This window comes from Pseudomonas sp. FW305-28 (assembly GCF_017351395.1).
In the GTDB taxonomy this organism is placed as follows: domain Bacteria; phylum Pseudomonadota; class Gammaproteobacteria; order Pseudomonadales; family Pseudomonadaceae; genus Aquipseudomonas; species Aquipseudomonas fluorescens_AA.
Genome location: NZ_JACNDD010000012.1, coordinates 51,736 through 77,671, shown reverse-complemented (window position 1 = coordinate 77,671; position 25,936 = coordinate 51,736). Strand labels below are relative to the sequence as shown.

22 protein-coding genes and 1 pseudogene are annotated in these 25,936 nt (G+C 62.1%); 17 read left to right on the top strand and 6 right to left on the bottom strand.

The window, feature by feature from the left end:
- Positions 1-21: 21 nt before the first annotated feature.
- Positions 22-300, bottom strand: a complete 279-nt coding sequence (gene rpsT / locus J4E53_RS05115) for a 30S ribosomal protein S20 (protein WP_003185593.1) — start codon at positions 298-300, stop codon at positions 22-24.
- Positions 301-554: 254 nt separating this feature from the next.
- Here rpsT and murJ point away from each other — a divergent pair, with 254 nt between their 5' ends.
- The 6 genes from murJ to ispH all read left to right on the top strand — a co-directional run bounded on the left by murJ (position 555) and on the right by ispH (position 8,074).
- The gene (gene murJ, locus J4E53_RS05110; RefSeq protein WP_103310652.1) at positions 555-2,093 is read left to right on the top strand and encodes a murein biosynthesis integral membrane protein MurJ; all 1,539 of its coding nucleotides are present in this window, start codon (positions 555-557) and stop codon (positions 2,091-2,093) included.
- Positions 2,094-2,222: 129 nt separating this feature from the next.
- Positions 2,223-3,161, top strand: coding sequence for a bifunctional riboflavin kinase/FAD synthetase (ribF, locus tag J4E53_RS05105; RefSeq protein ID WP_060740555.1), 939 nt, complete (start codon positions 2,223-2,225; stop codon positions 3,159-3,161).
- A gap of 13 nt (positions 3,162-3,174) precedes the next feature.
- Positions 3,175-6,006: an isoleucine--tRNA ligase gene (ileS, locus tag J4E53_RS05100; RefSeq protein ID WP_103310650.1), complete on the top strand. Its 2,832-nt coding sequence runs from the start codon at positions 3,175-3,177 to the stop codon at positions 6,004-6,006.
- Positions 5,999-6,523, top strand: coding sequence for a signal peptidase II (lspA, locus tag J4E53_RS05095; protein WP_103310648.1), 525 nt, complete (start codon positions 5,999-6,001; stop codon positions 6,521-6,523). The genes ileS and lspA overlap by 8 nt, the downstream gene beginning before the upstream one ends.
- A complete protein-coding gene (fkpB, locus tag J4E53_RS05090) occupies positions 6,516-6,953 on the top strand; it encodes an FKBP-type peptidyl-prolyl cis-trans isomerase (protein WP_060740558.1) in 438 nt (145 codons plus the stop codon). The genes lspA and fkpB overlap by 8 nt, the downstream gene beginning before the upstream one ends.
- Before the next feature lie 173 nt (positions 6,954-7,126).
- A complete protein-coding gene (ispH, locus tag J4E53_RS05085) occupies positions 7,127-8,074 on the top strand; it encodes a 4-hydroxy-3-methylbut-2-enyl diphosphate reductase (protein WP_060740559.1) in 948 nt (315 codons plus the stop codon).
- On the opposite strand, the gene J4E53_RS05080 is transcribed toward ispH, so the two are convergent.
- Positions 8,028-8,567 (bottom strand): GspH/FimT family pseudopilin, encoded by a 540-nt coding sequence (locus J4E53_RS05080; protein WP_103310646.1) that lies wholly within the window; start codon positions 8,565-8,567, stop codon positions 8,028-8,030. The genes ispH and J4E53_RS05080 overlap by 47 nt on opposite strands.
- 219 nt (positions 8,568-8,786) lie before the next feature.
- Between J4E53_RS05080 and J4E53_RS05075 the strand changes: the two genes are divergently transcribed.
- The 8 genes and pseudogenes from J4E53_RS05075 to J4E53_RS05040 form a co-directional block, all read left to right on the top strand.
- A complete protein-coding gene (locus J4E53_RS05075; protein WP_103310654.1) occupies positions 8,787-9,260 on the top strand; it encodes a GspH/FimT family pseudopilin in 474 nt (157 codons plus the stop codon).
- On the top strand, positions 9,257-9,718 hold the full coding sequence (gene pilV, locus J4E53_RS05070) for a type IV pilus modification protein PilV (protein ID WP_103310644.1): 462 nt from the start codon (positions 9,257-9,259) through the stop codon (positions 9,716-9,718). The genes J4E53_RS05075 and pilV overlap by 4 nt, the downstream gene beginning before the upstream one ends.
- Positions 9,715-10,428 carry a PilW family protein gene (locus tag J4E53_RS05065; RefSeq protein ID WP_103310642.1) on the top strand — a complete coding sequence of 238 codons (714 nt, stop codon included), beginning with the start codon at positions 9,715-9,717 and terminating at the stop codon, positions 10,426-10,428. The genes pilV and J4E53_RS05065 overlap by 4 nt, the downstream gene beginning before the upstream one ends.
- Positions 10,429-10,433: 5 nt before the next feature.
- Positions 10,434-10,913, top strand: coding sequence for a PilX N-terminal domain-containing pilus assembly protein (locus J4E53_RS05060; RefSeq protein ID WP_371856646.1), 480 nt, complete (start codon positions 10,434-10,436; stop codon positions 10,911-10,913).
- Positions 10,900-13,998, top strand: a complete 3,099-nt coding sequence (locus J4E53_RS05055) for a pilus assembly protein (protein ID WP_103310640.1) — start codon at positions 10,900-10,902, stop codon at positions 13,996-13,998. The genes J4E53_RS05060 and J4E53_RS05055 overlap by 14 nt, the downstream gene beginning before the upstream one ends.
- Before the next feature lie 9 nt (positions 13,999-14,007).
- Entirely contained in the window at positions 14,008-14,409 is a 402-nt protein-coding gene (locus J4E53_RS05050) for a type IV pilin protein (protein WP_060740566.1), read from the top strand.
- A gap of 57 nt (positions 14,410-14,466) precedes the next feature.
- Positions 14,467-15,567 carry a glycine oxidase ThiO gene (gene thiO, locus J4E53_RS05045; protein ID WP_103310638.1) on the top strand — a complete coding sequence of 367 codons (1,101 nt, stop codon included), beginning with the start codon at positions 14,467-14,469 and terminating at the stop codon, positions 15,565-15,567.
- Between the two features lie 1,150 nt (positions 15,568-16,717).
- Positions 16,718-16,921: pseudogene (locus J4E53_RS05040) on the top strand (DUF6124 family protein); the annotation flags it as partial.
- 163 nt (positions 16,922-17,084) lie between these two features.
- Here the strand turns inward: J4E53_RS05040 and J4E53_RS05035 are convergent.
- The 4 genes from J4E53_RS05035 to J4E53_RS05020 all read right to left on the bottom strand — a co-directional run bounded on the left by J4E53_RS05035 (position 17,085) and on the right by J4E53_RS05020 (position 21,383).
- On the bottom strand, positions 17,085-18,431 hold the full coding sequence (locus tag J4E53_RS05035) for a sigma-54 dependent transcriptional regulator (protein ID WP_103311054.1): 1,347 nt from the start codon (positions 18,429-18,431) through the stop codon (positions 17,085-17,087).
- Positions 18,428-20,017 (bottom strand): ATP-binding protein, encoded by a 1,590-nt coding sequence (locus tag J4E53_RS05030; protein ID WP_103311056.1) that lies wholly within the window; start codon positions 20,015-20,017, stop codon positions 18,428-18,430. The genes J4E53_RS05035 and J4E53_RS05030 overlap by 4 nt, the downstream gene beginning before the upstream one ends.
- Positions 20,007-20,240 (bottom strand): PP0621 family protein, encoded by a 234-nt coding sequence (locus J4E53_RS05025; protein WP_060740570.1) that lies wholly within the window; start codon positions 20,238-20,240, stop codon positions 20,007-20,009. The genes J4E53_RS05030 and J4E53_RS05025 overlap by 11 nt, the downstream gene beginning before the upstream one ends.
- Positions 20,241-20,366: 126 nt before the next feature.
- Positions 20,367-21,383, bottom strand: a complete 1,017-nt coding sequence (locus J4E53_RS05020) for an outer membrane protein assembly factor BamD (RefSeq protein ID WP_103311058.1) — start codon at positions 21,381-21,383, stop codon at positions 20,367-20,369.
- A 150-nt stretch (positions 21,384-21,533) separates the two neighbouring features.
- On the opposite strand from J4E53_RS05020, the gene rluD reads away from it, so the two are divergent.
- The 3 genes from rluD (at position 21,534) to clpB (ending at position 25,912) form a co-directional block, all read left to right on the top strand.
- On the top strand, positions 21,534-22,496 hold the full coding sequence (gene rluD / locus J4E53_RS05015; RefSeq protein WP_060740571.1) for a 23S rRNA pseudouridine(1911/1915/1917) synthase RluD: 963 nt from the start codon (positions 21,534-21,536) through the stop codon (positions 22,494-22,496).
- Positions 22,493-23,218: a peptidoglycan editing factor PgeF gene (gene pgeF, locus J4E53_RS05010; RefSeq protein ID WP_103311060.1), complete on the top strand. Its 726-nt coding sequence runs from the start codon at positions 22,493-22,495 to the stop codon at positions 23,216-23,218. The genes rluD and pgeF overlap by 4 nt, the downstream gene beginning before the upstream one ends.
- Positions 23,219-23,347: 129 nt before the next feature.
- Positions 23,348-25,912, top strand: a complete 2,565-nt coding sequence (gene clpB / locus J4E53_RS05005) for an ATP-dependent chaperone ClpB (RefSeq protein ID WP_053125348.1) — start codon at positions 23,348-23,350, stop codon at positions 25,910-25,912.
- Positions 25,913-25,936: the final 24 nt, after the last annotated feature.

Genomic DNA, 25,936 nt, shown 5'->3' with positions numbered 1-25,936 from the left:
GTTTTTTAATGAGCGTGTCGCTTAGGCAGCAGCGGCAACGTTCAGGGCCTTTACGTGGCCATTCAAACGGCTCTTATGGCGAGCAGCCTTGTTCTTGTGGATGATGCCTTTATCGGCCATGCGGTCGATAACTGGCACAGCCAGAACGTAAGCAGCTTGAGCTTTTTCAGCGTCTTTTGCGTCGATGGCCTTGACTACGTTCTTGATGTAGGTACGGACCATGGAACGCAGGCTGGCGTTGTGGCTGCGACGCTTCTCAGCCTGTTTTGCACGTTTTTTGGCGGAAGGTGTGTTGGCCACCGTCGAGCTCCTCGAAAGACTTTTTGGGAAATAGCAAACAAAATAGGCCGCGAATCATGCCGATGAGTTGAAGTCTTGTCAAGGGCGGGTGACGCGTTCCGCTGAATGGCAGGTGCTGCGCACCGAAGGATTTCTTTCCGGCGTGCGACCTGTAAACTCGCGGGCTTTGGCTCTGCACTGTTTAGCGGCGCGGAGTATCGCACAAGTGGGCGCGTTGTTCGCCTGCTGTTTATCGACAGGCAAAAACTCTTTTCATGAATCTGCTCAAATCGTTGGCCGCCGTCAGCTCTATCACGATGCTCTCCCGCATCCTGGGGTTCGTTCGCGATACGCTGATCGCACGGATATTCGGCGCCGGGATGGCGACGGACGCCTTCTTCATCGCCTTCAAACTGCCCAACCTGTTGCGGCGGATCTTCGCCGAGGGGGCGTTCTCCCAGGCCTTCGTGCCGATCCTGGCGGAATATAAAAGCCAGAAAGGCGATGAGGCAACCCGCACATTCATTGCCTACGTCACCGGTCTGCTGACCTTGGTGCTGGCACTGGTCACAGCTGCCGGCATGCTCGCCGCGCCCTGGGTGATCTGGGCCACGGCGCCAGGCTTCACCGACACCCCGGAAAAATTCCAGCTCACCACAGACCTGCTGCGGGTGACCTTTCCTTATATATTGCTGATTTCCCTGTCGTCCCTGGCCGGGGCGATCCTCAACACCTGGAACCGTTTTTCCGTGCCGGCCTTTGTGCCGACCCTGCTCAACGTCAGCATGATCGTCTTCGCCGTGTTCCTGACGCCGTACTTCGACCCACCGGTGATGGCCCTGGGCTGGGCGGTGCTGGTGGGTGGCCTGGCGCAACTGCTCTATCAACTGCCGCACCTGAAAAAGATCGGCATGCTGGTGCTGCCGCGGCTGAACCTGCGCGACAGCGGCGTGTGGCGGGTGATGAAGCAGATGCTGCCGGCGATCCTCGGGGTGTCGGTGAGCCAGATTTCCCTGATCATCAACACCATCTTTGCCTCGTTCCTGGTGGCCGGCTCGGTGTCGTGGATGTACTACGCCGACCGCCTGATGGAGTTGCCGTCCGGCGTGCTGGGCGTGGCCCTGGGCACGATCCTGCTGCCCACCCTGGCCAAGACCTACGCCAGCCAGGACCGCCACGAATACTCGCGAATTCTCGATTGGGGCCTGCGCCTGTGCTTTGTGCTGGTGCTGCCGTGTTCCCTGGCACTGGGGATCCTGGCCGAGCCGTTGACCGTCTCGTTGTTCCAGTACGGCCAGTTCAATGCGTTCGACGCCTTGATGACCCAGCGTGCGCTGATCGCTTACTCGGTGGGCTTGCTCGGGATCATCGTGATCAAGGTGCTGGCACCAGGGTTCTACGCCCAGCAGAACATCCGCACACCGGTGAAGATCGCCATTTTCACCCTGGTGATGACCCAGTTGTTCAACCTGTTGCTGATCGGTCCGTTGGCTCATGCCGGCCTGGCCCTGGCGATCAGTGCCGGCGCTTGCCTCAACGCCGGGCTGCTGTTTTATCAACTGCGCAAGCAAAAGATGTATCAGCCACAGCCGGGCTGGGGCAAGTTCGGCCTCAAGCTGCTGGTGGCCGTGGCTGTGATGTCGGCGGTCCTGCTGGGGGCGATGCATTTCATGTCGGCCTGGGGCGAGGGGCAGATGCTCGCGCGTTTCCTGCGCCTGGGTGTGCTGGTGGTTGCCGGTGTGGTGGCGTATTTCGGCATGTTGCTGCTGATGGGGTTCCGTCTGCGCGACTTCAATCGCAAGGCCTTGAGCTGAGGGCGGGCCCTCGATAATCCCGGGCCGGGCAGTGGTTTTGTCGGTTCGATCACTTTGGGGTGCGGTGTTGCCTGTCGTCGGCCGCCGGGTGTGGTTATAATCGGCCACTTTATGAGCAAGAAGCGCGTTATGCAGCTGGTTCGAGGCCTCCACAACCTGCGCCCCCAGCATCGGGGCTGTGTCGCCACTATTGGCAACTTTGACGGTGTTCACCGTGGCCACCAGGCTATCCTGGCGCGACTGCGCGAGCGTGCGCTGGAGTTGGGCGTGCCCAGCTGCGTGGTGATTTTCGAGCCGCAGCCACGGGAGTTTTTCGCCCCGGACACCGCCCCGGCCCGTCTGGCCCGGTTGCGGGACAAACTGCAACTGCTGGCCGCCGAAGGTGTCGACCGGGTCCTGTGCCTGGCCTTCAACCAGCGCCTGAGCAAGCTCAGTGCCGCCGAATTCGTCGATACCATCCTGGTGGACGGTCTCGATGTGAAGCATCTGGAAGTCGGCGATGATTTCCGTTTCGGCTGTGATCGGTCTGGGGATTTCGATTACCTGCAACAGGCCGGTATCGTCCAGGGTTTCACCGTCGAAGCGGCGCAGACCGTCGAGATGGATGGCTTGCGCGTCAGCAGCACCCAGGTCCGCAATGCCCTGGCGGCGGCCGACTTCGAATTGGCCGAGCGCTTGCTCGGCCGGCCGTACCGGATTGCCGGGCGGATCCTGCACGGGCAGAAGCTGGCGCGCCAATTGGGCACGCCGACGGCCAACGTGCAGCTCAAGCGTCGTCGCGTGCCGCTGACCGGGGTGTTCCTGGTGAGTGTCGAGATCGACGGCAAGACCTGGCCCGGCGTCGCCAACATCGGCGTGCGCCCCACGGTCCAGGGCGATGGCAAGGCCCACCTTGAAGTACATGTTCTGGATTTTGCCGGCGATCTGTATGACCGGCGTTTGACGGTGGTTTTCCACCATAAGCTGCGTGAAGAGCAGCGTTTTGCCTCTCTGGAGGCGCTCAAGACGGCGATCCATGCAGATATCGCCGCCGCCCGTGCCCTTGTCGCAACCAGCGCCAATCGCTAATGAAGAGCCTTAAATGACCGACTATAAAGCCACGCTAAACCTTCCGGACACCGCCTTCCCAATGAAGGCCGGCCTGCCTCAGCGCGAACCACAGATTCTGCAGCGTTGGGACAGCATTGGCCTGTACGGAAAGTTGCGCGAAATTGGCAAGGATCGTCCGAAGTTCGTCCTGCACGACGGCCCTCCGTACGCCAACGGCACCATCCACATCGGTCACGCGTTGAACAAGATTCTCAAGGACATGATCATCCGCTCCAAGACCCTGTCGGGTTTTGATGCGCCGTATGTCCCGGGCTGGGACTGCCATGGCCTGCCGATCGAGCACAAGGTCGAAGTGACCCACGGCAAGAACCTGGGCGCGGACAAGACCCGCGAGCTGTGCCGTGCCTACGCCACCGAGCAGATCGAAGGGCAGAAGTCCGAATTCATTCGCCTCGGCGTGCTGGGCGACTTTGCCAACCCGTACAAGACCATGGACTTCAAGAACGAAGCCGGCGAAATCCGTGCCCTGGCGAAAATCGTCGAGGGTGGTTTCGTGTTCAAGGGCCTCAAGCCAGTGAACTGGTGCTTCGATTGCGGTTCGGCCCTGGCCGAGGCGGAAGTCGAGTACGAGAACAAGAAGTCCTCGACCATCGACGTCGCGTTCCCGATCGCCGATGAAGACAAGCTCGCCGCCGCGTTCGGCCTGGGCAAGCTGGCCAAGCCGGCGTCGATCGTGATCTGGACCACCACCCCGTGGACCATCCCGGCCAACCAGGCGCTGAACGTCCACCCGGAATTCACCTACGCCCTGGTCGACGTCGGCGACAAGTTGCTGGTGCTGGCCGAAGAGCTGGTCGAAGCCTGCCTGGCCCGCTACAACCTCGAAGGTTCGGTGGTCGCCACCGCCCCGGGTTCGGCGCTGGAACTGATCAATTTCCGTCATCCGTTCTATGACCGCCTGTCGCCGGTGTACCTGGCCGACTACGTGGAACTGGGCGCAGGCACCGGCGTGGTTCACTCCGCGCCAGCCTATGGCGTCGACGACTTCGTGACCTGCAAGAAGTACGGCATGGTCAACGACGACATCCTCAACCCGGTGCAGAGCAATGGCGTGTACGCGCCGTCGCTGGAGTTCTTCGGCGGCCAGTTCATCTGGAAAGCCAACCCGGCCATCGTCGACAAGTTGACCGAAGTCGGCGCGCTGCTGCACACCACCGTCATCGAACACAGCTACATGCACTGCTGGCGCCACAAGACCCCGTTGATCTACCGCGCCACCGCGCAGTGGTTCATCGGCATGGACAAGCAGCCCACCAGCGGCGACACCCTGCGCCAGCGTTCGCTCAAGGCCATCGAAGAGACCCAGTTCGTACCGGCCTGGGGCCAGGCGCGCCTGCACTCGATGATCGCCAATCGTCCGGACTGGTGCATCTCCCGCCAGCGCAACTGGGGCGTGCCGATCCCGTTCTTCCTGAACAAGGAAAGCGGCGAGTTGCACCCGCGCACCGTCGAACTGATGGAAGTCGTGGCCAAGCGTGTCGAAGCCGAAGGCATCGAAGCCTGGTTCAAGCTCGATGCCGCCGAGCTGTTGGGCGACGAAGCACCGCTGTACGACAAGATCAGCGACACCCTGGACGTCTGGTTCGACTCCGGCACCACCCATTGGCACGTGCTGCGCGGTTCGCACCCGATGGGCCACGAGAGCGGCCCGCGCGCCGACCTGTACCTGGAAGGCTCCGACCAGCACCGTGGCTGGTTCCACTCGTCGCTGCTGACCGGTTGCGCCATCGACAACCACGCGCCGTATCGCGAGCTGCTGACCCACGGCTTCACCGTCGACGAGTCCGGCCGCAAGATGTCCAAGTCCCTGGGCAACGTGATCGCGCCGCAAAAGGTCAACGACACCCTGGGCGCCGACATCATGCGCCTGTGGGTGGCCTCCACCGACTATTCCGGCGAGATGGCCGTTTCCGAGCAGATCCTGCAGCGCAGCGCGGACGCCTACCGGCGGATCCGTAACACCGCGCGCTTCCTGCTTTCCAACCTGACCGGCTTCAACCCGGCCACCGACCTGCTGCCGGCCGAAGAAATGCTCGCGCTGGACCGTTGGGCCGTGGACCGTACCCTGTTGCTGCAACGCGAATTGCAGGAGCACTACGGCGAATACCGCTTCTGGAACGTCTACTCCAAGATCCACAACTTCTGCGTGCAGGAACTCGGTGGTTTCTACCTCGACATCATCAAGGACCGCCAGTACACCACCGGCGCCAACAGCAAGGCCCGTCGTTCGTGCCAGACCGCGCTGTTCCACATCAGCGAGGCCCTGGTGCGCTGGATCGCGCCGATCCTGGCGTTCACCGCCGATGAGCTGTGGCAATACCTGCCGGGCGAGCGCAACGAGTCGGTGATGCTCAACACCTGGTACGAAGGCCTGACCGAACTGCCGCAAGGCTTCGAGCTGGACCGTGCGTATTGGGACCGCGTCATGGCGGTCAAGGCCGCGGTCAACAAGGAAATGGAGATCCAGCGGGCGGCCAAGGCCGTCGGCGGCAACCTGCAGGCCGAAGTCACCCTCTACGCCGAAGAGGCCCTGGGCGCCGACCTGGCCAGGTTGGGCAACGAACTGCGCTTCGTGCTGATCACCTCCACCGCCAGCGTTGCACCTTTCGTGCAGGCCCCGGCTGATGCGGTGACCACCGAAGTCAGCGGCCTGAAGCTGAAGATCGTCAAGTCGAACCACACCAAGTGCGCCCGCTGCTGGCACTGTCGCGAAGACGTCGGCGTGAACCCGGAGCATCCGGAAATCTGCGGTCGTTGCGTCGACAACATCAGCGGTGCTGGCGAGGTTCGCCACTATGCCTAATGTGGCGCCTGACGCAGCGAGCCGTTTCGGACGGCTGGGCTGGCTCTGGTTGAGCGTGCTGGTACTGGTCATCGACCAGGCCAGCAAGTTCTACTTTGAAAGCTCGTTGACCCTGTACCAGCAGATCGTGATCATCCCTGATTATTTCAGCTGGACCCTGGCCTACAACACCGGGGCGGCGTTCAGTTTCCTGGCCGACAGTTCCGGCTGGCAGCGCTGGCTGTTCGCCCTGATTGCCGTGGTGGTCAGTGCCGTGCTGGTGGTCTGGCTCAAGCGCCTGGGGCGCAATGAGACCTGGCTGGCCGTGGCGCTGGCCTTGGTGCTGGGTGGTGCGTTGGGCAATCTCTATGACCGCATCGCCCTGGGCCACGTTATCGATTTCATCCTGGTGCATTGGCAGAACCGCTGGTATTTCCCGGCGTTCAACTTTGCCGACAGTGCCATCAGCGTGGGCGCCGTGATGCTCGCCCTGGACATGTTCAAGAGCAAGAAAACCGGAGAAGCCGTCCATGACTGAGCAGCGTATCGCTCAAAACACCGAAGTGAAGCTTCACTTCGCCCTGCACCTGGAAAACGGCGACACCGTCGACAGCACCTTCGACAAGGCCCCGGCGGTGTTCAAGGTCGGTGATGGCAACCTGCTGCCAGGCTTCGAAGCGGCGATCCTCGGTTTCAAAGCCGGCGACAAGCGCACCGTGGTCGTGCCACCGGAAAACGCCTTTGGTCAGCCCAACCCGCAAAACGTGCAGACCATGCCACGCTCCCAGTTCCAGGACATGGAGCTGTCCGAGGGCCTGCTGGTGATCTTCAACGACGCGGCCAATACCGAGCTGCCGGGTGTGGTGAAGGCGTTCGATGACGCCCAGGTGACCGTGGACTTCAACCATCCGCTGGCGGGCAAGACCTTGAACTTCGAAGTGGAAATCCTCGACGTCAAGGCGGTTTAACATTTGACCGGCAGCTTCTGCTGCCACCCGATCCACTGTGGGAGCGAGCTTGCTCGCGATGACGGAGTCACTTTCAATACAGGGGTGACTGACCCGCCGCCATCGCGAGCAAGCTCGCTCCCACACGGGATTGCACTGATTCAATTTCTTGCGCGCAAGACACGAGGCACAGCATGCAAATCAAACTCGCCAACCCCCGTGGCTTCTGCGCCGGTGTGGACCGGGCGATCGAAATCGTCAACCGCGCCCTGGAAGTCTTCGGGCCGCCGATCTACGTGCGCCACGAAGTGGTCCACAACAAATTCGTCGTCGAAGACCTGCGCAGCCGCGGGGCCATTTTCGTCGAGGAACTGGACCAGGTGCCGGACGACGTCATCGTGATCTTCAGTGCCCACGGGGTTTCCCAGGCCGTGCGCAGCGAGGCCGCTGGCCGGGGCCTGAAGGTGTTCGACGCGACGTGCCCATTGGTGACCAAGGTGCACATCGAAGTGGCGCGCTACAGCCGTGACGGCCGCGAGTGCATCCTGATCGGCCATGAAGGCCACCCGGAAGTCGAAGGCACCATGGGCCAATACGATGCCAGCAACGGCGGTGCGATCTACCTGGTCGAAGACGAGGATGACGTTGCGGCCTTGCAGGTACGCAACCCCGATAGCCTGGCTTTCGTGACCCAGACGACCCTGTCCATGGACGACACCAGCCGGGTGATCGACGCCCTGCGCGCGCGTTTTCCGGCCATCGGCGGCCCGCGCAAGGATGACATCTGCTACGCCACCCAGAACCGTCAGGATGCGGTCAAGCAACTGGCCAACGAATGCGATGTGGTGCTGGTGGTCGGCAGCCCGAACAGTTCCAACTCCAACCGCTTGCGCGAGCTGGCCGAGCGCATGTCCACGCCCGCCTACCTGATCGACGGTGCCGAGGACATGCAACGCAGCTGGTTCGAGGGCATCGAGCGTATCGGCATCACCGCCGGTGCTTCCGCCCCGGAAGTCCTGGTGCGTGGCGTGATCCAGCAATTGCAGGCTTGGGGCGCCACCGGTGCCGATGAACTGGCCGGTCGCGAGGAGAACATCACGTTCTCGATGCCGAAAGAACTGCGCGTGCGCTCCCTGCTTTAAGTCCTTTTTCGCACAGCGCCTGTTTGGCTTCGACGCTTTCCAGGCGCACGCGACCGGAAGGCGCCAGTATCACTTGATGATGGCTGACCGGCCCGCGTTTGGCGCAGACATGCAGCGTGCCTGCCTGGAATGCGCCATTGGGATGCAGGGCTTCCCCTTGGCTGCCGAACCTCACCCGGCGTTTCACCGGCTGGTTGCCGACCACCCGGGCGCTGGCGCTGCGCTCCATCAGCACGGTCTTCTCCTTATCGTCCAGGGTGATGCGCCAGCCCCGGCCCCAATCGTTGTCTATCCCCCTGAGCACGACCGTCCGGTTGCGCGTGATGGCCTCGCTGCGCGCACTGCGTAACCCGCTGATCAGCAACTGCGCGGTGTCCTTGCGCTCGATGGACTCGATCAGTTCTTTGTAGCCCGCGTTGGCCCACGGCAGAACAATTGCGGCAATTGCCAGTCCCATGAGCAGTTCGATCAGGCTGAAGCCCTGTTGGTACATGACATCTCCTCCCTGGAGAATGTGAAGCGGTGCGATAGTGCAAGCTCTCAATGTGGCAGCAAGCATGCTGTGGCGAGGGAGCTTGCTCCCGCTGGGCTGCGCAGCGGCCCCAAAATAGCGGCCGCTACGCGCCCGAGCGGGAGCAGGCTCCCTCGCCACAGGCGGTGGTTTGTTCTAGCGTGTAGAGGCAGGTATAGCCGACGGCAACGGAGGGCACCGATGGATCTTCGTACAAAAGGTTTCACGCTGATCGAGGTGCTGGTGGCCCTTGGCGTGCTGCTGATCCTGATTACCATGGCGGTGCCGTCATTCACCGGCTCGCTGCAGAGTACCAAGGCTGACACTGAGGTTGACGACTTGCGCCGGGCGCTGAACTTTGCCCGGCTGGAGGCGATCGACCGTGGTATCACCACGCGCATCCGCCCCACGGCCGAGGGCAGCGTCTGGAGCGGCGAACTGACGGTGTATGACAGTACTGGCACGCCGGCCAATGTATTGCGGGTTGTTCCAGCGATGAGCAGTGGCGCGACTCTGACGCTAACCTCAGCAGTGAACAACATCGATTTCAACAACCTCGGCGGGTTATCGGCACCGGCCACGCCGGTGAGTTTCAATTATGTACGAGGGGCGCAGAGCAGGACGCTGAATGTCTGCCTTAATGGGAGAATCGTATTGGGTGGAAGTTGCGGATGAAGGATTGCAGTAAAAGGACACAGGAGGGCATGACGCTGATCGAAGTGCTGGTGGCGGTGCTGATTCTCGGTGTCGGCTTGCTGGGGGCGGCGATGATCCAGCTCAATGCGCTCAAGTACACCGACAGTTCGCGCATGACCAGCCAGGCCAGCTTCATTGCCTACGACCTGCTGGACCGCATTCGCGCCAACTCCGGCGCCGACTACACCGTCACACCGCCCAGCTCGCCGAACCTCAACGTGGCCCGGGACCAGGACCTCTACGATTTCAAGACCAACATCATCGCCTTCGGCGGCGCCACGGCCACCGGCACCATTGCCCTGAACCAGCGGGTCTACACCATCACCATTGCCTGGGACGACGCCCGGGCCGCCAACACCACCAACGCGGCGGAGGCGCGGCGCAGCTTCGTGCTGACCAGCCGGGTCGCTGTCGATCCGCCGGGGACGCCGCCATGAACAGGCGTTGCCGGGGATTCGGCCTGATTGAATTGATGATTGCCCTGGTGCTCAGCCTGATCGTCATCCTGGGCGTCGTGCAGATTTTCATCGCCGCCAAGAACACCTACATCAGCCAAAGTGCGGCGGCGGTGATACAGGAGGACGCCCGGTTCGTCCTGAGCAAAATGGTCCAGGAGATTCGCATGGTGGGCATGTTCGGTTGCCTGGGGACCATTACCGATGCTTCCACGGCCAATGATTTCAATGCCAGCCAGATCACCCCGATCCGCTGGGATAACGCCAACCGCAGATTGACCCTGGTGACCGCCGACGTAGGGAGTGGCGGTAGCACTCCGACCTGGACCGTCGTCTCCGATTGCCGCACCTCGGCGACGGCCTATACCAACGCACGGCTACCGGCGGCGGGGCAGTTGGCCTTCCCGATCCACCGACTGATCTACAGCTTCAACAACAACCAATTGCTGCTGGGCAGCGGCGCCGGCAACCCGACCTTGTCGGTGCTGGTGGACAATGTGCGGGCGTTCGACGTGACGTTCGGCGTGGCCGGCAGCGCGACGGACATCGCGGCGTCGAGCTATACCAGCAATCCGCCTGACCCGGCACTGATCCGCAGCGTGCGCTTGACCCTGACGCTTTTTGATCCGAGGAACGCAGTGCGCGAGCAGACCTTCAATGTGGTTGCCGCCTTGCGCAACCGGTTGCTATGAAGGAGATGACCTCGATGGGGCAGGTTCACCGCCAGCGGGGCATGGCATTGCTGGTCAGCCTGGTCTTCCTGTTGCTGCTGACGCTGATCGGTCTGTCATCGATGCAGAGCGCCACCCTCCAGGAAAAAATGACCAGCAGCGTCATGCAGCGCAACCAGTCGTTCCAGGTGGCCGAGGCGGCGCTGAGGGTGGGGGAGAGCGCGGTGCAGGTCGAGACCTATTCATTGCCGGTGTGTACCACCACGACCCAGTGCGCGCCGCCGGCGGAGTCGGCGACACTGACGGGAGCTGGGCGCAATTCGTCGTCGGGGGTGCTCTGGGTTGCCGCCGCCGGTGGGTTTTATGGTGTACAGAACATCGGCACGACGCTCACGGCGGTCAACGTGCCGGTCAATACGTCGGCGACGCTGTACCGGATCACGGCGGTGGCGGTGGTGGGGAATAACCAGCGCAGCGTGGTGGAGAGCATCTATGCCAAATATTAAGGCGCTTCGCGGCGGATGGCAGACGTTGTGGGGGGCGTTGCTCAGCCTTTACCTGACGGCGCCAGCCTATGCGTTCACGCCTTCGGATTCGCCGTTGCTGAGTGCGGCCGCCGTCACGCCGAACGTGATGCTGCTGATCGATGATTCGGGAAGCATGAACAACATTATCTGGGCGGCGGGGTTTGATCCCAGTGTCTCGCGGCCGGCGGTTCTCAATTGCAATTCCAGCAACAGCTGCTTCGGTGGAACAACTCTCGATCCAGACGATGGCAACGTCTTGCTGGCAAGTCTGTTCCGTGGTGGTTGCTCCAGTGGCTGGTATGGCTTTTACCGGGGCGTCCTGTCACGTGTCTGCCTGCGATTGCCAGACCCGGTGGGTGACGGCAACACGCGCTATACCACCAAATACCTGGCGTACCTGTTGACCCTCGCCAATGGCTCGAACCGGGACTTCACCACCGGCTCCATCCCCACCGATTACCGTATCAACGTGGCGCGGGACGTTTCCAACGACCTGGTCGCCAGCAACCGCGCCCTACGTATCGGCCTTGCTACCTTCAACCCGCCGAACAGCAGCAACTCCGGCCCCGGGGGATATATCGCGCGCGCCATCAGCGATCTGTCACCGGTCAGCGGCAGCGTGACCCAGACCCAAGCCAACAGCAACTACAGCGCGCTGATCAACGCCATCAACGGCCTGGGTGCGGTCGCCAATACCCCGTTGGCCGAGAGCTACTACGAGGTCACCCGCTACTTCAGGGGCATGGCGCCGTACCACAACAGCACGCCAGCTACCTACACCAGCCCGATCCAGTACCGTTGCCAGAAGAATTTCGGCGTGGTGATCACCGACGGCTTGCCCACCTATGACCGGACGTTCCCCACCAACGACCCGCTGGGCTTGGCCCGGTTGCCGAATTGGGATGGCATCAACAACGATGGCGCCGATCTCAATGGTGATGGCGAGGGCGACACGCTGTACCTGGACGACATTGCCAAGTTTGCCTTCGACATCGACATGCGCTCCACCGGCACCGACGCCACCGGCAAGAGCTGGAACGCCACGGATTTTCCCCGGCAATACCTCAATACCTATACCGTGGGTTTTACCGCCGCCAACCCGATGTTGTCAGACGCCGCCCGCTATGGTGCCGGCAAGTATTACCAGGCGACCGACAGCGAAGGCCTGAACTCGGCGTTGGCCTCTGCCCTGAGCGACATCACTTCCAAGGCTGGCTCCGGGGGCGGCGGCACCACCAACGCCGCCACCTTGTCGAGCACCTCCAGCTATTACCAGACCACGTATGACCCCAAGGACTGGCGCGGCACCATCCGGGCGTTTGGCTTTACCTCGGCGGGCACGGTCAACACGGCAGCGGTGCAATGGACCACCGATACCGCCATCGTGCCCGGCGCCACGGCACCGATCTATCAGTCCTGGAACACCGCGACCAACGTGCCGGTGACCCTGGCCTACGGCAACTTTTCGCCGGCCCAGCAAACCAGCCTCAGCCAGAACCTGCCCACGGGGATCACCGGCAATGACCTGGTGGAGTGGAGCAAGGGCGTCAACAAGACCGGCCTGAAGGTGCGCAGCGCGTTGCTGGGGGACATCATCAACTCGCCGCTGGTGCTGGCATCGCCCAATGACCAGACCGCTGCGGACCTGCTCAACGACACCAGCTATAGCGCCTACCTGGCGACCAAGGCGACGAACATGAGCACCAGCCTGGTGGTGAACGGCAACGATGGTTTTTTCAGTGTCATCAACAGTGCCAACGGCACCCGGCGTTACGCCTACATGCCTTCGAACGTGCTGCCCTCGTTGCAAGACATCGCCGACACCAACTACATCAACGGCGTGAGCCACAAGTTCCTGGTGGATGGACAGGTTGGTGTATTCGACGTGCAATCGGGGAGCGCCTGGAAGACCGTGGCCCTGGGCGGTACGGGGGCCGGCGGCAAGACGTTCTTTGCGGTGCAGCTGTTCGATGCGGCGGCGGGCAATGCGTTTCGGGCGCTGTGGGAAATCAGCGCGCCAACCGTTGCCAACACCGCCAACGCCTTCAATGACTTGGGCTATGCCTACGCACGCCCCGAAGTCGCGCGCCTGGCGGACGGTCGCTGGGCGGCGTTCATCGGCAACGGCTATGGCAGCAACAGCGGCGTGGCGGCGTTGTACGTCGTGGATATCCGTGACGGTTCGCTGATCCGCAAAATCGTCATCAACAGCAGTGAGACCGATAACGGACTGTCGTCGGTCAAGTTGCGGGTCAACTCCCAGAATGTGGTGCAAGCCGCGTACGGTGGCGACTTGAAGGGGCGGATGTGGAAATTCGACCTCAGCGGCACCTCGCCCACCGCGTGGGGCCTGGCGTTCGCCGGCCAGCCGTTGTTCACCGCCCCCGGCGGCGCGACCCAGCCGATCACCGTGCAGCCTCTGCTGGCAGACAATCCCCAGGGCGGCACCCAGGTTTTTTTCGGTACCGGTAAGTTCAACGAAGCGGCAGACAAGCTCAACAAGGATCTGCAAGCGTTCTATTCGATCTGGGACGCCGTTGGCGGCGGGGGGCAAATTACCGTCTCGAGCCTGCAGGCCCAGTCGATCACGGGGGTGTTTTCAGGCAGCACCGGGCAGTTCGTGACCACCAGCCAGACCGACGTGACGTACCCTGCGAAGAAGGGCTGGTACCTGCCTTTGGTGTACAACAATGTGCTGACCGGGGAGCGGGTCATCAACCCGGCCAACCTGGTGCTCGGGCGCGTGATCTTTACCACGGCCGCCGTAGACACCACCGACCCTTGCGCCAGCTTTGGTACCGGCAAACTGATCGAATTGGATGCATTCAACGGTAAGATGCTCAACTATGCGGTACTCGATACCAACAACGATGGTTCGCTCACCAGCCTCGATACGATTTCCGCCGGCGTGGTGTTCACCGGCGGTATTCCGACCCTGAGCGCCGTCGTCAGCGCCAATGGGGCCACCAATATGATCGTGAACGATTCCAGTGGCGGTATCACTGACCTGCTGGGCAAAACCGTCGGCGGCAGCCGCCGCATCATGTGGCGGCAAATACAATGAGGGCAAGGCATGCGCAGATCCAACCGGGGTTTCACCTTGATCGAAATCATGATCGTGATCGCGATCATCGGTATTGTGATCACCATCGGCTATCCGAGCCTGACCGAATACATGAAGAAGGGCCGACGCACTGAAATTACCGGGCTCTTATCCGAGCAGGCGCAGATTCTCGAGCGCTACTACTCGAAGAACAACGTCTACACCAATGCAACCGGGCTGAGCAGCGGCAACGATTTCTACACCATTACCCAGACGCTGGCGGACCAGAGTTTCACCCTGACCGCCGTACGCAAGAGCGGTTCGTCCATGGCCACGGACAAGTGCGGTGATTTCACCCTCAACAATACCGGCGTACGCAGCATGCTCAACGCCACTGCGGGGCTGACCACCAAGGATTGTTGGGGGCGCTGAGTTTCTTTCATCCGGGCGCGCTTTTGCGCCCTTTGTTTTAGTGAGTCGAATCAGAACATGACCAGGCAACAGCAAGTGGTGATCGTCGGTGGCGGAGTCATCGGCCTGCTGACGGCGTTCAATCTGGCGTCCGAAGGGCAACGTGTGGTGCTGCTGGACCGCTCCAGTGTCGGCCAGGAATCGTCCTGGGCCGGCGGCGGCATCGTTTCGCCGTTGTACCCGTGGCGCTACAGCCCGGCGGTCACGGCGCTGGCCCATTGGTCGCAGGATTTTTATCCACAGCTGGGTGAGCGTTTGTTCGCGGCCACCGGGATCGATCCTCAAGTGCACGTGACCGGGCTGTATTGGCTGGACCTGGACGACCAGGACGAAGCGCTGGCCTGGGCCGAGTGGGAAGGGCGCCCGCTGCGGGCTGTGGATATCTCCACGGTCCACGACGCCGTGCCGGTGCTGGGTGCGGGTTTTTCCCGGGCGATCTACATGGCTGGCGTGGCCAACGTGCGTAACCCTCGGCTGGTGAAATCCCTCAAGGCGGCGTTGCAGGCGTTGCCCAATGTCACGCTTCATGAGCATTGCGAGGTCAACGGGTTCATCCGCGATGGCGGGCGTGTCGTGGGGGTGGACAGTTCGGCGGGACCGATGCGTGGCGATCAGGTGGTGCTGGCGGCGGGGGCCTGGAGTGGTGAACTGCTCAAGACGCTAGGGCTGAAGTTGCCGGTCGAGCCGGTCAAGGGCCAGATGATTCTGTACAAATGCGCGTCGGACTTCTTGTCGAGTATGGTGCTGGCCAAGGGACGTTATGCGATCCCGCGGCGTGATGGGCACATTCTGGTTGGCAGTACGCTGGAGCGCGAAGGTTTCGACAAGACCCCTACCGAGGTTGCGTTGGAGAGCCTGAAGACTTCGGCGCAGCAACTGATTCCGGCGCTGGCGGGTGCAGAGGTGGTGGGGCATTGGGCCGGGTTGCGGCCTGGGTCGCCTGAAGGTATTCCCTATATCGGCGAGGTGCCGGGGGTTGCTGGGTTGTGGTTGAACTGTGGGCATTATCGTAATGGACTGGTGTTGGCGCCGGCGTCGTGTCAGTTGTTTACGGATCTGATGTTGGGGCGTGAGCCGGTGATCGATCCTGTGCCGTATGCGCCGGCTGGGCGCTTGTAAGGTCCGGCTTTGATACTGCACCTGTGCTCAGATCCAATTGTGGGAGCGAGCTTGCTCGCGATGGCGGCCTGATAGTCGGCGGGGATGTTGTTGACTGAGTGCATATCCCTTTTCGCGGTACGGCTGCTGGCGGTTCCGCTCTTACAGCGGGTTACTTTCGAAAAGCCGGAATGCCGGCCCAGGCGAAAGTAACCAAAGCGCTTTTGCCCCACCACTCGGTGCCTCGCCTGTGTTCGGCCAGCGTGGTTAACGGGGCGCCCCAGATCAAGATCAAAAGCGAGGTGGCCTGACAGCCGGCCTGGCTCTCCCGCTCGTACACCTGTCAGATCTGTGGGAGCAAAGCTTGCTCGCGAGGCGGCCTTATAGCCGACCTGGCTCTTCCGGTCCTAGTGCGATCCCATTGTGGGAGCGAGCTTGCTCGCGAAGACGGCGGTACATCCAACGCTGATGCAAGCTGATCCACCGCCATCGCGAGCAAGCTTTGCTCCCACAGGGATTTGCAGTGGCCGAAAATCTGTAGATCGTCACCGACCCAATGTGTGCGAGCTTGCTCGCGAAGGCGATGGCACATTCAACGCTGATGCAAGCTGATCCACTGCTATCGCGAGCAAGCTTTGCTCCCACAGGGATTTGCAGTGGCCGCAAATCTGTAGATCGTTCCCGATCCAGTGTGGGAGCGAGCTTGCTCGCGAAGGCGATGGCACAGTCGATGAATATGTTGAATGCTCCGGCCTCTTCGCGAGCAAGCCCGCTACCACAGGAGAAACGCGATCACCCAGAACCAGGTCGGCTATCAGGCCGCCTCGCGGTGGACGTTGATCTCGGAGCCCCGTTAACCACGATGGCCGAACGCAGGTATTGCGTAGTGGGCATCCCGGCATGGATGCCGGGATAGCCGCGCTGGGCCATGGATGGCCCTTCGCGGCGGGCCCACGGAGCAATGCCTGCGTTCGGGCATGCCGAGCCTAGGCGAGGCACCGAGTGGTGGGGCAAAAGCGCTTTGGTTACTTTCGCCTGGGCCGGCATTCCGGCTTTTCGAAAGTGACCCGCTGTAAGAGCGGAACCGTAAGTAGCCGTTACCGCAGAAACGGATATACACACCGCCCTCACAACCGACCAGGCTTTGTGGGAATGGTCGGAAAAAATCTCCGTAGTGGAAGGTATCGACACCGAATGCCTCCTCACCAACCTCAGCGAAACCCTGGCCTCCGCCAACGCAACGATCAGCGACCTGGCCTTCGAACTTGAAGGCTCGCGACGGCATGTTGCCTTGGGGGTACAGCAGTTGATTGAGCTGAGTGAATTACTGGCCAATCGTGTGCTGGACGAGCGGGTACCCGTGCCGGAGGGCTAGAGAGCTGTGGCGAGGGAGCTTGCTCCCGCTGGGTTGCGCAGCAGCCCCAAAAGCAGCGCCTCGATCACCTTGGTATATCAAGGTGTCAGGTTGGGGGCCGCTTCGCAGCCCAGCGGAGCAAGCGCCCTCGCCACAGGATAAGTAGGGGCTTGAGGACCGCGCTTTAATCCAGCCCCAACTTCTTCAACCGATACCGCATCGACCGAAACGACAGTTTCAACCGCTGCGCCGCCGCCGTGCGGTTCCAGCGGGTTTCCTCCAGGGCTTGGAGGATGAGTTTACGTTCGACGTCTTCGAGGTAGTCTTCCAGGTTGTCGACCTGCATCAAGTCGGGGTTGCCCGCCTCAGAGCTGGCATTGCCCTCGGCCAGGCGCAGGTCGTCGGCTTCGATCAGCTGTTGTTCGCACAGGGTGTAGGCCCGTTCGAGCATGTTCTCCAGTTCCCGCACATTGCCCGGGAAACGGTAGTTTTGGAGGGCTTCCAGGGCTTGTGGATGTAGCTTGGCCGCCGGGCTGCCGGTGCTGCTGGCCAGCCGCTGAAGCATGTGATTGGCCAGCGGTTCGATGTCTTCGCGGCGTTCGCGCAAGGGCGGGACGCGCAATTCGATGACATTCAGCCGGTAATACAGGTCCTGACGAAAACGCCCGGCGGCCACTTCGCCGTCCAGGTCCTTGTGGGTGGCGCAGAGGATTCGCACATCCACCACTTCTTCCTGCTGGCCGCCCACGGCGCGCACGGCCTTTTCCTGGATGGCTCGCAACAGCTTGACCTGCATCGCCAGGGGCAGGTCGGCCACTTCATCGAGGAACAAGGTCCCGCCATGGGCAGCCTGGAACAGTCCTGGCTTGTCTTCGATGGCGCCGCTGAAGCTGCCTTTGCGGTGGCCAAAGAACTCGCTTTCCATCAGTTCCGTGGGAATTGCCCCACAGTTGACCGGCACAAAGCTCTGGCTGGCGCGGGGGCCTTGTTCGTGGATCAGCCGGGCGACCAGTTCCTTGCCGCAGCCTGATTCTCCACTGATGTACACCGGGGCCTGGCTGCGGGCGAGCTTTTCGATCTGTTTGCGCACGTTGCGCATTGGCGGCGAGTCGCCCAGCAGGCAGCGCTCGATGGTGCTGGTCGGTGTGGCGCCCGGCTGCAGGCGCAGGGCGCTGGTGACCAGTTCCCGCAGCCGCCCCAGGTCGACCGGTTTGGTCAGGAAATCGAAAGCGCCGGCCTTGAGGGCGTCGATGGCGGTTTCCAGGCTGCCATAGGCGGTGATCATCGCCACGGGCAGCTGTGGATAACGTTGCTGGATGTGCTGCACCAGCTCCAGGCCGGTGCCATCGGGCAAGCGCATGTCGGTCAGGCACAGGTCAAAGGCATCCCCCGTCAGCAGGGCTTGGGCCTCGGCAAGGTTCTTGGCGCTGCGGGTGTCGAGTTTCATCCGGCCCAGGGTGATGTCCAGGAGTTCGCGGATGTCCGGTTCGTCATCGACGATCAGGATTCGTTGCCGTGAGCGATTATTCAAATCTGTTTCCGTCCGTGAGCAAAGGTGATGCGAAAGCAACCGCCGCCTTGGCGTGGTTTGAAGTCTAGGCGGGCTTGATTGCTTTCGCACAGCTCACGGGACAGATAGAGCCCAAGGCCGGTGCCCTGGCTACTGGTGGTAAAGAAGGGTTCGAACAAGTGCGCCTGCTGCTCGGGCGTTACACCGGGGCCGTTGTCGATGATGTCCAGTGTCGACAGCTGGCTGTGGGGGTCGATGAACAGTTTCAACCAGGCCTCGGCCTGTTCATGGACCATTGCGCTGTGGCGCCAGGCGTTGCGCAGCAGGTTGTCGAGTACCTGGGTGAGCTGGTCGGGGTCCATCAGCGTGGTGTAGTCCCCCGGGTCGATGCTCAGGTGCAATTGCTGGTGCTCGGCCATGCTTTCGCGAGCCTGCCGGACGAATGGGTCGAGCCAGGTGCGCAGGTCGAGGCGCTGGGGTGTGGTTTGTTGGCGGCGAGACAGCTGCAGAACGTTTTCAATGACGCGATTCATTCGTTGGGAGTGATCTTGAATAATCTGCGTCAGACGCCGATCCGCGTTGTTCAGTTCCTCGGATTCGCGCAGCAATTGCGCCGCGTGACTGATGGCGCCCAAGGGGTTGCGGATTTCATGGGCGATACCGGCGGTGAGGCGCCCGAGGGACGCGAGTTTCAACTGCTGGGCCTGCTGGGCAACCTGGGCCAGGTCTTCAAGGAACACGAGGATCTGCTGTTGATCGTGATGCCCCAGGGCGATGAAACTCGGTTGCAGGGTCAGGCCCGTGCCCGTAACGGTCAGGCTGGACGGGCGCAGGCTGGGGTTGTTTCGCCACAATTGCAGGCGTTCGACCAGGGCAGTGGAGTAATCGTCGAGCGGCTGGCCGACCAGATCGTGCATGCCCAGCAGGGTCAGCGCGCTCTCGTTGGCCAGTTGCACCCGACGCTCGCGGTCAAGCACCAGGATGCCGGTGCGCATGCGTTGCAGGATCAGGGCGTTGAGCGCTTCCAGGCCGATCACTTCGCTGGCCCGTTGCTCAGCCAGGGTTTCGCTGGCTTCCAAGCGTCGGGTCAGGCCTTGCACCAGCAGCGCGGCGGCAAAGCACAGTGCCCCGAGGGTGCCGGCCTGCAGATAACTGCTGGGACGGTTCGAGTCGCTCAAGCCAAGAAAGAGGCTCGAACCGACGATGCCGAGGGTGGCAACGGCCGCGATCAACAGGCCGATCCGGCCTCGCAGCAGCGTGTTGCCGATGGCCACCGAGACAATGAGCAGGTTGCCGATGGCACTGGGCACGCCGCCGGCTGCGAAAAACAGCCACGAAAGCAGCAGCACGTCGGTGAGGGCCAGGCCGAACAGCCGGGCAGGGCGACGCGTGTTCTCAAGGAACACCACCAGCAGGATGTTCAGCACCAGGTACAACCAACTGCCGCTGCGCAGCAGGTCGTCGTTGGCGAACTCCAGCAGGCGGTTGTCCATGTTGCTGGAGATCAGCAGCACCAGGGTGATGCCGATACTCAGGCGGTACAGGTGATAGAGGCGCAGCAGGCGCTGCGTCTGTTTGACGCGTGGGCTTGAGGCCTCAGCGCTCACGATTGCCCGGGCCTTGCTCGAGATGAGCCTGGCTGCAATACCATTGTTGTTCGAGGGCCAGCGCCCGGTCACGGGGCAGGTGTACGCCGCAGTGGGCGCAGCGCACCATGGGCGGTGCGTCCTGTTCCTGGGTGGCGCGCGATGCGCGGGGCCCGCTTTTCACCCCGCGAAAGATCCATATGGCGGCGGCAACGACAGCGAACAAGATCAATAAACGAAGCATGATAGGCGGCTTTCTGGCGAGTGATCAGGCAGTTTAGCCAAGGACTGGAACGGCGCACAGCGCAATAAAAGCCAGGCACAAAAAAGGGAGACCGCAGGGTCTCCCTTTTTTACTGATGCCTTGGCCTCAGTCGAACACGCCGAAGGTCATGTAGCTGAACCAGGAACGGTCGCTGGACTCGCTCTCGGGCTCTTCTTCCTCGATCACGTCGCCATTTTCGTCCTTGGGCTTGAGTTCGTTCGGGATGGCTTCCTTGGCATCCTGGAACTGACGCTGCACGTCCTGGTTGGCGCGGGTTTCGCCCGGCGGCAGCGGTGGACGGGACTCGATCAGGCCCAGGGTCGCCTTGCTCAGCCACGAACGGTTGTCGGCTTCGTCGACCCGTGGGGTGAACTGGCCATCGACCAGCGACGGGTGATCCGGGTAGTTCAGCTTGAGGGTTTCCAGGCTGGTGGCCGCCAGGTCGTCCAGGTGCAGGCGCTGGTAGGCTTCGGTCATCACCGCCAGGCCATCACCCACCGAAGGGGTTTCCTGGAAGTTTTCCACCACGTAGCGGCCACGGTTGGCGGCGGCGACGTAGGCCTGACGGGTCAGGTAGTAGTCGGCCACGTGGATTTCGTAGGAAGCCAGCAGGTTGCGCAGGTAGATCATGCGCTGCTTGGCGTCCGGCGAGTAGCGGCTGTTGGGGAAGCGGCTGGTCAGCTGGGCGAACTCGTTGTAGGAGTCGCGCGCGGCGCCCGGGTCACGCTTGGTCATGTCCAGCGGCAGGAAGCGCGCCAGCAGGCCGACGTCCTGGTCGAAGGAGGTCAGGCCCTTGAGGTAATAGGCGTAATCGACGTTCGGGTGCTGCGGGTGCAGACGAATGAAACGCTCGGCGGCGGATTTGGCGGCTTCCGGCTCGGCGTTCTTGTAGTTGGCGTAGATCAGCTCCAATTGGGCCTGATCGGCATAGCGCCCGAACGGATACCGCGACTCCAGCGCCTTCAGCTTGGCGGTGGCGCTGGTATAGCTGTTGTTATCCAGGTCGTTCTGCGCCTGTTGGTACAGTTCGACTTCGCTCAGGTTTTCGTCTACGACTTCCTTCGACGAGCAAGCAGCAGTCAATGCGAGGATGGCGATCAGCAGCAGGTGTTTCACTTGCATGGCGGCTTGCGTCCCTATGACGGCCGCTGTCTTGGGCGGGGCCGTCCTGTTATGATGAGCGCCCCGTTGAAAGCCTCGGGGCAAAAGACGCCGTATTTAACCACAAGCGCGCAGCCGAAACCAAAGGCTGTGCCGACGCCCAGTCCGAGCATGTCCGATAAAATAGAACTTCGCGCAGAGGTGCCGTCCGAATTGGGCGGCCAACGCCTCGATCAAGTCGCCGCACAACTCTTTGCCGAGCACTCTCGCTCGCGCCTTTCCGCCTGGATCAAGGACGGCCGCCTGACTGTGGATGGGGCGGTGATTCGTCCGCGCGACATCGTCCATGGCGGCGCTATCCTCGAACTGACTGCCGAGCAGGAGGCCCAGGGAGAATGGGTCGCCCAGGACATTGCCCTGGACATCGTCTATGAAGACGATGACATCCTGGTGATCAACAAGCCTGCGGGCCTGGTGGTGCACCCGGCGGCCGGTCATGCCGACGGCACGCTGCTCAACGCCTTGCTGCACCACGTACCGGACATCGTCAATGTGCCCCGTGCCGGCATCGTCCATCGCCTGGACAAGGACACCACCGGCCTGATGGTGGTGGCCAAGACCATCCAGGCGCAGACACAGCTGGTCACACAGCTGCAAAGCCGCAGTGTCAGCCGCATCTATGAATGCATCGTGATCGGGGTCGTCACCGCCGGTGGCAAGATCAACGCCCCGATCGGTCGTCACGGCCAGCAGCGCCAGCGCATGGCGGTGATGGAAGGTGGCAAGCAGGCGGTCAGCCACTATCGTGTGCTGGAGCGTTTCCGTTCCCACACCCACGTGCGGGTCAAGCTGGAAACCGGTCGTACCCACCAGATCCGTGTGCACATGGCCCACATCAACTTCCCGTTGGTGGGCGACCCGGCTTATGGCGGTCGTTTCCGCATTCCGCCAGCCGCCAGCCAGACCATGGTCGAATCGCTGAAGAATTTCCCCCGCCAGGCACTGCACGCGCGTTTCCTGGAGCTTGATCATCCGACGACCGGCAAACGCATGAGCTGGGAGTCGCCGTTGCCGGATGATTTCGTCTGGCTGCTGACGTTGCTCAAGCAGGACCGCGAGGCGTTCGTCGGATGAGTGCCTGGCTGACGCCCGACTGGCCCGCGCCGGCCCGGGTCAAGGCCTGCGTCACCACCCGCGAGGGCGGCGTCAGCCTGGCGCCGTTCGACAGCCTCAACCTGGGCGACCATGTGGGCGACGACCCCACGGCGGTCGCTGAAAACCGCCGTCGTCTCACCGATCAATTCGTCATCACCCCGGCCTGGCTGCAGCAGGTCCACGGCATTGCCGTGGTCGAGGCTGACCCGACCCAGGTGGCGACCGCCGATGCCAGTTGGACCGCCACGCCGGGTATCGCTTGCACGGCGATGACCGCCGATTGCCTGCCGGTGTTGTTCTGCAACCGTGCCGGCACCCGCGTCGCGGCGGCCCATGCCGGTTGGCGTGGGCTGGCGAACGGTGTGCTGGAAGCCACCCTCGACAGCCTTGCCGTGCCCGCGAATGAAATCCTGGCCTGGCTCGGCCCGGCCATCGGGCCGCAAGCGTTCGAAGTCGGGCCGGAAGTGCGTGAAGCCTTCATCGCGCAACTGCCTGAGGCGGTAAAAGCCTTTGCCGCGAGCCCCAATGCCGGCAAATTCCTCGCCGACATCTATCAGTTGGCCCGCTTGCGGCTGGCGGCGCGCGGTGTCACCGCGGTGTACGGTGGGGGCCTCTGCACCGTGAACGACCCGCGTTTCTTCTCCTACCGGCGCAACCCGCGCACCGGCCGCTTTGCCTCGCTGATCTGGATCGAACGCTAGACTTCCCTGATCTGCATCAAGGCTGCGCTGCTTGAAACTTCCAGAATCGACCACATCTATAAGGGTATCTGGCAGGTTTCTTCATTCAGGATGTGTTTAGGTCCGGCCTGCTCAAAAGGAAGGTGACCCATGCGTATTGATCGTTTAACCAGCAAATTACAATTGGCCCTGTCCGATGCCCAGTCCCTGGCCGTCGGCCTGGACCACCCCGGTATCGAACCGGCGCATTTGATGCAGGCCATGCTTGAACAGCAGGGCGGCTCCATCAAGCCCCTGTTGATGCAGGTCGGCTTTGACGTCAACAGCCTGCGCAAAGAACTGGCCAAGGAGCTCGACCAGTTACCCAAGATCCAGAATCCGACCGGTGACGTGAACATGTCCCAGGATCTGGCGCGACTGCTCAACCAGGCCGACCGCCTGGCCCAGCAGAAGGGCGATCAGTTCATTTCCAGCGAATTGGTGCTGCTCGCCGCCATGGACGAGAACAGCAAGCTCGGCAAGCTGCTGCTCGGCCAAGGGGTGAGCAAGAAAGCATTGGAAAATGCCATCAACAACTTGCGTGGCGGCGAAGCGGTCAACGACGCCAATCACGAGGAGTCACGCCAGGCGCTGGACAAATACACCGTCGACCTGACCAAGCGCGCCGAGGAAGGCAAGCTCGACCCGGTGATCGGTCGTGACGATGAAATCCGCCGCACGATCCAGGTGCTGCAACGCCGCACCAAGAACAACCCGGTGCTGATCGGTGAGCCAGGCGTGGGTAAAACCGCCATCGCCGAGGGCCTGGCCCAGCGCATTATCAACGGCGAAGTGCCGGACGGCCTCAAGGGCAAGCGCCTGTTGTCCCTGGACATGGGGGCCTTGATCGCCGGTGCCAAGTACCGTGGCGAGTTCGAAGAACGGCTCAAGGCTTTGCTCAATGAACTGTCCAAGCAGGAAGGGCAGATCATCCTGTTCATCGACGAACTGCACACCATGGTCGGTGCGGGCAAGGGCGAGGGTTCGATGGACGCCGGCAACATGCTCAAGCCTGCGTTGGCCCGGGGCGAGTTGCACTGCGTCGGCGCGACCACGCTCAACGAGTACCGCCAATATATAGAGAAGGATGCGGCGCTGGAGCGGCGCTTCCAGAAAGTGCTGGTGGAGGAACCGAGCGAAGAAGACACCATCGCCATCCTGCGCGGCCTTAAAGAGCGCTATGAAGTTCACCACAAGGTGGCGATCACCGACGGCGCGATCATCGCCGCGGCCAAGCTCAGCCACCGCTACATCACCGACCGTCAATTGCCGGACAAGGCCATCGACCTGATCGACGAGGCGGCCAGCCGCATCCGCATGGAGATCGACTCCAAGCCGGAAGTGCTGGATCGCCTGGAGCGGCGCCTGATCCAGCTCAAGGTCGAGTCCCAGGCCCTGAAGAAAGAAAGCGACGAAGCGGCGAAGAAACGTCTGGAAAGGTTGCAGGAAGAAATCGTTCGTCACGAACGCGAGTATTCCGACCTCGAGGAAATCTGGAACTCGGAGAAAGCCGAGGTCCAGGGCTCGGCGCAGATCCAGCAAAAGATCGAACAGTCTCGCCAGGAACTGGAAGCGGCTCGCCGCAAAGGCGACCTCAACCGCATGGCCGAGCTGCAGTACGGGGTGATCCCGGACCTGGAGCGCAGCCTGCAGATGGTCGACCAGCACGGCAAGAGCGAAAACCAGTTGCTGCGCAGCAAGGTCACCGAGGAAGAAATCGCCGAGGTGGTGTCCAAGTGGACCGGCATTCCGGTCTCGAAAATGCTCGAGGGCGAGCGCGACAAGCTGCTGAAGATGGAAAGCCTGCTGCACCAGCGCGTGATTGGCCAGGAAGAAGCGGTAGTGGCGGTCTCCAACGCTGTGCGCCGGTCCCGCGCCGGGTTGTCGGACCCTAATCGTCCAAGTGGCTCGTTCATGTTCCTCGGCCCGACCGGCGTCGGTAAAACCGAGCTGTGCAAGGCGCTGGCCGAGTTCCTCTTCGACACCGAAGAGGCCATGGTGCGCATCGACATGTCCGAGTTCATGGAGAAGCATTCCGTGGCACGGCTGATCGGTGCGCCACCGGGTTATGTCGGCTATGAAGAGGGTGGTTACCTGACCGAGGCTGTGCGTCGCAAGCCGTACTCGGTGATCCTGCTCGATGAGGTCGAGAAGGCGCACCCGGATGTGTTCAATATCCTGCTGCAAGTGCTGGAGGATGGTCGTCTGACCGACAGCCACGGACGTACGGTGGACTTCCGCAACACGGTGATCGTGATGACCTCCAACCTGGGCTCGACACAGATCCAGGAGTTGGTGGGCGACCGTGAGGCGCAGCGCGCAGCGGTGATGGATGCGATTTCTACCCACTTCCGCCCGGAATTCATCAACCGGGTCGACGAGGTGGTGATCTTCGAGCCGTTGGCCCGGGATCAGATTGCCGGCATTACCGAGATCCAATTGGGTCGTCTGCGCAGCCGTCTCACCGAGCGCGAGCTCAAGCTGCAATTGAGCGACGAGGCCTTGGACAAGTTGATTGCGGTGGGTTACGACCCGGTCTATGGCGCGCGGCCGCTCAAACGAGCGATCCAGCGCTGGATCGAAAACCCGCTGGCGCAGTTGATTCTGTCCGGTCGCTTCATGCCGGGCGAAACCGTGACCGGTACGGTGGAGAACGACGAAATCGTCTTCAACTGAAGGCCGGCTCTGCCGACGATGGAA